The 1265-nt window shown below is 63.4% G+C and carries 1 protein-coding gene; it reads right to left on the reverse strand.

The features are described 5' to 3' along the window. Positions 1–32: 32 nt before the first annotated feature. A protein-coding gene (locus AWC08_RS21840; RefSeq protein ID WP_142283724.1) for an IS3 family transposase occupies positions 33–1195 on the reverse strand; the annotation gives its coding sequence in 2 pieces (ribosomal slippage) (positions 33–908 and positions 911–1195; 1161 coding nt in all). Between the last annotated feature and the right edge of the window lie 70 nt (positions 1196–1265).

Genomic DNA, 1265 nt, shown 5'->3' on the forward strand with positions numbered 1-1265 from the left:
GGGTCTGCTGCACGATCAGGTGACAGTTTCGGTCACGCGGCCTGACTGGCCGGTGTGGTCATGATTGCTTCGAATTCGATCGGGGTCAACCGCCCGAGGCCGGACTGGCGGCGGCGCCGGTGGTAGGTGCGCTCGATCCAGGTGACGATCGCGATGCGGAGTTGTTCTCGGGTGTCCCAGCGGCGGCGGTCGAGCACGTTCTTCTGCAGCAGGCTAAAGAAGCTCTCGATGGCGGCGTTGTCGCCGGCGGCTCCGACACGGCCCATAGAGCCGACCATCTCGTGTTGATTCAAGGCGTGTACGAATTTCCTTGACCGGAACTGAGATCCGCGATCCGAGTGCAGAATGCACCCCGCGACATCTCCGCGTCGGGCTACCGCGCTGTGTAGTGCCCGGATGGCCAGTTGTGACTTCATTCGGGAGTCGATGCTGTAGCCGACGATCCGGTTGGAGAACACGTCCTTAATCGCACAGAGGTAGAGCTTGCCCTCACCGGTGCGGTGCTCAGTGATGTCACTGAGCCACAACTGATTTGGCCCTTCAGCGGTGAAGTCACGCTCGACAAGATCGTCGTGCACCGGCGGCCCGACTTTGCCGTTCTTGCCGCGTTTCTTACCAAACACGCTCCACAGTCGATTCTGCGAGCAGATCCGCCATGCGGTGCGCTCGGCCATCGGCTCGCCGGCATCGCGCGCCTCCTCCACGAGGTAGCGGTAGCCGAACTCCGGATCGTCTGCGTGCGCGTCGAACAGCGCATTGGCGCGGTAGGCCTCGATGAGTTCGGCCTCGGTGATGGGGTCGGCCAGCCAGCGGTAATACGGTTGGCGGGAGAGCTTGAGTACCCGGCACGTCACCGCGACGGGGATCCCGTCGGCGGCGAGCTCTTTCACGAGCGGGTAGACCCTTTTCCCGGCAGATTGGCCTGCGATAAATACGCTGCGGCCCGGCGCAGCACCTCGTTCTCTTGCTCTAGCAGTTTGATCCGCCGTCGGGCTTCGCGCAGCTCACCGGACTCGCTGGCGCTCTTGCCGGGCTTGGTGCCTTCGTCGATGTCGGCCTGACGGAGCCATTTCTGCAGCGTCATCGGGTGCACTCCGAAATCGGTGGCGATCTGCTCGATCGTTACACCGTCATCGCGGTTGCGAGCGACCCGGACGACGTCGTCGCGGAACTCGCGGGGGTAGGGCCTTGCCATGGGGACATCCTTCCAGCCCGCCCATGCTGGGCAAGCCAACTCAGATGTCACCTATTCGTGCAGCAGACCC

Origin of the sequence: Mycobacterium gordonae (assembly GCF_002101675.1) — a bacterium.
In the GTDB taxonomy this organism is placed as follows: Bacteria; Actinomycetota; Actinomycetes; order Mycobacteriales; family Mycobacteriaceae; genus Mycobacterium; species Mycobacterium gordonae.